Origin of the sequence: Moritella sp. (genome assembly GCF_033791185.1) — a bacterium.
In the GTDB taxonomy this organism is placed as follows: domain Bacteria; phylum Pseudomonadota; class Gammaproteobacteria; order Enterobacterales; family Moritellaceae; genus Moritella.
Window position 1 is genome coordinate 1 of the sequence record NZ_JASJHF010000131.1, and the last position, 5,569, is coordinate 5,569.

Sequence of the window (5,569 nt, forward strand, 5' to 3'; positions counted from 1 at the left end):
TACGTGTTAATAATGAATATACTTATTTGAACGTACGATGCCTACCCTGGCTGACATTCCATCCACCCATTTAAGTTCTATCTTCGTCCACCTTTAACGTTGCGCAAATTAATGGTTTCAGACATGTCCTTTGCGTGTTCAGTAACAGACTTGAGAGTACCCGTTTTTTTACAATTCATTATTGTATTGGTTAAGTCGCCTTTTTGAATAACATAGAGATACCAGTTTTCACCCAACATACCCTCTGGGGCGGTAGTCTTTTCAACCTTTATTACATGGTATTTACTGTTTATTGAATCATCGTGCATTTTTTAATACCTTTTATTTAACCTGTAGTCAAACATTTGAATCTTGTTTAAAAACATCTACATTACAACTCTTATTATAAAATGAAAAAAGTATGTTCATGAGTTAGTACTGTTGATGAGCACTTAACCCACTTCGACTACATTTAGCATTTCAAGGACAGGTCCTGGTTAGGACGCTTATGAAAGAGAAATGATGACGGCTGATATATCCTGGTCACTTTAAAGCAAGGTATAGCTTGTTTTTTATTCTTTAATGCCTCAATTAGCGTTGAGACCCACTCACTATAGTCCTTTATGGCGTAATATATAAGGTGCCAGGCAAAATAATAGTTGTCGATAAAACTCAAATTTTTCCAGGGTATTATCGGTTTTTTACACATTTATGTAATTAAGCGCCATTTACTGCTTGATGAGCGGGCTTTCCTTTGACCATCACTGGCAACTATTTTTTTCTTTAACGTTCGCATTTAGCCACTGACTGGCACATCCATATTTCGTGCAAAAGTTGGCGCACAAAAAAGGGCAAGACCGCAAGATCTTACCCTTTGAGCTCACAACCCATAATAGTTGTAAGTTTGACCTGTAATGTTTTACATATAGGCCATACGCAACTTACTAATTAAAGTGCTACGATATTTTCTGCCTGAGGGCCTTTAGCTCCCTGTGTGACAGTGAATTCAACTTTTTGACCTTCATTCAAGGTTTTAAAGCCTGAACTAGAGATGGCACTGAAATGTGCAAAAACATCAGGGCCAGATTCTTGCTCGATAAAGCCAAAACCTTTAGATTCGTTGAACCATTTTACGGTGCCGGTTGTAGTAGACATGTTATTTCCTGTTAATTTAATTTAAATAGTGTTTGGCCTGGTTATAAAAAACCATAATGCCGCTTGGCGAGAAGGTGTTGCTGATAAATATGAAGAACAGGACGAGAAACTATAGATGTGACACGAAATGGTATTGCATAGATGTAAGTAGTACTTTCAAGCTACGGGGAGTGTACGCCTTAAATGGATTTATTTCAACTCTTATAAATACTAAAGTGAGGTTTAAGGGGTGAATATTTTCAGTCCTCCTGAATTAGCCGATATTAATCGGCTAATTGCTGTATGATGAACGGGCTTTCTTTAGCTTTCCTTGGGTCGTTCTCTGGCCTTTCTTTTGCTTTCCTTTAGCGAACCTTTAACTTCTTGTCTGCTTTGCAGACTGTCTTTTAGTCTGTTACGTGTTTTTAAGAGAAGATTACTTTAATTGAATAACGGCTCACCGCTGGTGAGTTAGCTGTGCATTTGAAACGCAGCTAGTGCTTTGTTCGTGATATATCAACGCGTATATGTATGACCATAATCTGATATTGATAGTGGTTATGGTAATGGAAAACTCTTCTACAGATATTTTCTTAATGGGTGTAAAGCACATAAGTGCTAGTGTCCTACCCGGTTTATATACCCTAAATGAACAACACGTTACCCCATACAATAAAATTCTAAGGAGAATTTAATATTACTAATCATATAACAACCGCACTACTCTTAGCCGCTGGCACTGGATCTCGCTTGCGCCCATTAACCCTTGATGCACCAAAATGTCTTACAGAAGTTGGCGGCGAACCCATACTTGGGCGCCTGGTTGATAATCTCCGCTTACAGGGCATTACTCGCCTGGTAGTGGTAACGGGATACCTGGATCATTGTATTCATGAGTTTCTTGAACACAACGCTGCTGATTTTCAAGTTGATTACGTGTTTAACCCTGTCTACCGAACAACCAATAATATCTATTCGCTCTGGTTGGCACGAAAAATTATCGAAGAGTCATTCGTGTTGGTAGAAAGTGATCTGGTTTTTGAAGATTCTATGTTAGCGCCGATGCTGATACCAGACAGAATTGCGATTTCTAACACCCTGCCATGGATGAATGGAACAGTTGTTGAACTTAACACTGATAAAAAAAGTGTGAAAGCATTTCACGTTAGTCATAACGTTGATGATGCGCGTCAGTATAAAACCGTTAATATTTACAGTTTGTCCTTGCAAAGTTGGCATAAGGTATCTGCACGATTAGACAGTTATGTAGAAGATGGGCGTGTTGGAGAATATTATGAAACAGTATTTGCCGATATGGTAGCTGAAGGCTCACTTGAATTAGATGCAGTTTTCTTTGATGAAAACAAATGGTATGAAATCGATTGCATGAAAGACCTGCAACAAGCAGAGTTAATGTTTCCTCGTGTTACGCAAATTGGTCTGTCAGAAACTGTTCATCTTGGACGTGTAGCCCGTGGTTTTCCAGCCATTGGTTTTCCAGCCATTGGTTTTTCAGCTACGGGTTCTCCAGCTAATAGCACGAACGGTATCGATTCAGTCGCTAAGCTAATGACTTCAGATAATGTAGTTTCCATTAATAAGTTAGTGCCTGAGAAAGATCTATGACAGACATAACACATCCAGTAAACGAGTCAGTAAACGACTCAGTAAAAGAGCCTGTGGCATATCAACCATCAATTATCTCTTTTGCCAATGATCTGGCAAACCTGTGTTCTCTGGCCGGACTTTTATCAGCTGTATTGGCGATCTTTTTCGCTATCGTCGGTAACTTTCCCGCTGCAATGATCGGACTGGTGTGGGCCGTATTCTTCGACTGGAGTGATGGCAATATCGCACGGCGCATGAAAGACCGGACCGATAAGCAGAGACTGTTCGGTGGTCAGCTTGACTCATTGATTGACATTGTCAGCTTTGGCGTTGGTCCTGCGGTTGTATTACTCAGCTACGGTGATTTTAGTCCCTGGTTTTTGCCGGGTGCTTTTGTTATTGTAGCGGCAGGCGTGCTTCGATTAAGTTATTTTAATGTCTATGGTCTAGTCGACAAAGCAACGTTTCAGGGTTTAGCCATTGATAATAACGGTATATTTTTGGTTCTATTTTTTGTTTTAAATGGTTTTATCAGTGCGTCAGTTTTTACCTCATTGCTTTATGTTTTGATACTGGCATTGGCGGCGTTAAATGTATCGTCGATTAGAACGCCAAAGCTTAGTGGTGGCGCCTGGTATTACGGCATTGTCACATACACTCTAGTATCGACCTCGTTTTATGGTTGGCAATTACTGAAGTAAAATCAACGGAGTCAGGTTCGATTGGTTTTCTTTGAATTAAGCAGGGTCAGAACACGGTCGTTTCTATTATTAGCGAAAACTGTGGTCTGCCCCCTATAATTCTATTGCCATTATTCATCTACACATCAGTGCCATGCTTTCCATAACAAAGAACCACCACTGATCAGTAACAACACGCCAATAATTGCCAGCTGCTGACGGTGCGAGATTCCCAGATGAACCTTGTCACCCAGATAGAGGCCAATACCTACCAGCGGAATTGCCATCAACAACGAACTAAACATCTCTTCCTGAAATAACAGGCCCATGGTCAGGAAAGTAACAACACGTAGTGCTCCGTCGAGCATAAACAGTCCCGATAAAGTGCCACGAAATTCAGTTTTGTCATGCACACGATGCGTAAGGTACACAACGTACGGCGGCCCGCCAGTACCAAACATTGCGCCGATCATGCCACCACCTAGGCCAGTGGGCAGCGCCCACCAGCGGCTAATCAACTTTTCACTGTGAATATTAAACAGGTAACGCACGCTGAAAAAGATTACAAATAACCCCAGCCCTGTCAGCAATGGTTCACGCGGCAAATTGACCAATAAGACAGCGCCAATCAGCATACCTATGATAGTCGTTGGTAACAGGAAGCGAATTTCATCCCAACGCACCTGGAGGCGCATATGGCGACTGAGTACAATCGATGCAACAAGATCCAGAACCAGAACCATGGGTACGACAAACGTCAATGGAAGGAAATGGGCTAACAACGGAATAGCAATCAGGCTGATCCAAAACCGGTGATACCGCGTATGAAATAAGCTGACAGGAGTATAAAAAAAGCAGCGAGATAGATGTCAAATGTCATATAAAAGGTGTGGCATGATGTACAGTCGTTAAAGTTGCTGAATTAACAACTCCGGGTCATACGCCATATAAGCGATTAAAAGGAATAGGAGTGAACGCCCCCCTGTTAATCAGAACCCAACTCCCTCAAACCATTGCCCAGTGCATCAAGGCCGCCTCTTAACACATCTTCGGAGCAGGCATAGCCAAGCCTGATATGGCCATCCATATTAAAATACTCGCCAGGATTGACCATTACACCGTGATCATCAAGCAACTTATGGCATAGTTCTGTTGAAGACATATTTACCCGGTATTTCGGAAAACACATTACACCGCCGTTGGGCTGCACCCACTCCACGATATCCTGGTTAGCATCCATCCATTTGCTAAGCACCTTGAAGTTGGACCTTGAATGCTTCATGAATCGCTGCACAAGGTGATTTCTGGCATTGCGCAGTGCGTAGGCGGTCATCAGTTCACCTACATAGGAAGAAGAGCCGTTAGCATGCGCTTTGGCACGCTGACACTCGGCTGCAATTTCTGGTGACGCGATTATCCAGGCGGTTCTCTGGCCACCCAATCCGTAAACCTTAGTCATGCTGCTGGTAATGATGACGTTAGGCAGTCCAAAGGCAGAAACCTGGGGGTCAGCGGCTCCATCGAGAAAAATCTCATCGATCAGAACATAAATTCCTTTCGCCTGCGCAATCTCAGCTATTTTCTTAATCTCTAGTTCCCTGTCCGCCACCACTCCGGTCGGGTTGTTCGGGTTGGTAAGCACAATGAGTTTTGTCCTGTCGGTGATTAGCTCCTCCAGTGCGTCAACATCCAGACGAAATCCATCTTCAAATCGCCTGAGCCACGGGATCTTTCGTGCTGCCATCGTCTTGGGTGTTAGCCACATCGGCTGGTAACCGGGCTGCTCTATGATAAATTCATCTTTTTTCTTCAGGGTCGACAGGAATACGAGAAAATTGGCCTGGGTGCCGCCTGAGGTAGTAACAATGTTATTAATCTCGCAGCCATAAATTTCCATCAGAATCTGCTTGAATTCGTCAGCACCATGGGGGTCACCCCGTCCAAGATCAAGTTCTGGACCAAGGTCGTATTGCACCAGTTCGTCATACTCTCGTTTGGAAAGGCCTTTCATTTTGCTGTACGCCAGAACAAACTCAGCGCGTTCGTGGTTATTCTGAAGCCATTCGAAGAGTTCTATGCGTGGAATATTCATATGCCTATATTGAACCAATGCGCTATAGATTGCTTAATAAAACACTTCTTTTTACCTTTTATCTGACTACTACCTG

5 protein-coding genes are annotated in these 5,569 nt (G+C 42.6%); 2 read left to right on the forward strand and 3 right to left on the reverse strand.

The features are described 5' to 3' along the window. Window positions 1-927: 927 nt before the first annotated feature. Window positions 928-1,134 carry a cold-shock protein gene (locus QNK26_RS07815; RefSeq protein WP_319222028.1) on the reverse strand — a complete coding sequence of 69 codons (207 nt, stop codon included), beginning with the start codon at window positions 1,132-1,134 and terminating at the stop codon, window positions 928-930. Between the two features lie 729 nt (window positions 1,135-1,863). Here QNK26_RS07815 and QNK26_RS07820 point away from each other — a divergent pair. Both QNK26_RS07820 and QNK26_RS07825 read left to right on the forward strand, forming a co-directional pair. After that, a complete protein-coding gene (locus QNK26_RS07820; protein WP_413816354.1) occupies window positions 1,864-2,739 on the forward strand; it encodes a phosphocholine cytidylyltransferase family protein in 876 nt (291 codons plus the stop codon). Continuing rightward, on the forward strand, window positions 2,736-3,422 hold the full coding sequence (locus tag QNK26_RS07825) for a CDP-alcohol phosphatidyltransferase family protein (RefSeq protein WP_319222029.1): 687 nt from the start codon (window positions 2,736-2,738) through the stop codon (window positions 3,420-3,422). The genes QNK26_RS07820 and QNK26_RS07825 overlap by 4 nt, the downstream gene beginning before the upstream one ends. A gap of 125 nt (window positions 3,423-3,547) precedes the next feature. On the opposite strand, the gene QNK26_RS07830 is transcribed toward QNK26_RS07825, so the two are convergent. Beyond that, on the reverse strand, window positions 3,548-4,204 hold the full coding sequence (locus QNK26_RS07830; protein WP_319222033.1) for a sulfite exporter TauE/SafE family protein: 657 nt from the start codon (window positions 4,202-4,204) through the stop codon (window positions 3,548-3,550). A 182-nt stretch (window positions 4,205-4,386) separates the two neighbouring features. Further along, the gene (locus QNK26_RS07835; protein WP_319222030.1) at window positions 4,387-5,493 is read right to left on the reverse strand and encodes an aminotransferase class I/II-fold pyridoxal phosphate-dependent enzyme; all 1,107 of its coding nucleotides are present in this window, start codon (window positions 5,491-5,493) and stop codon (window positions 4,387-4,389) included. Between the last annotated feature and the right edge of the window lie 76 nt (window positions 5,494-5,569).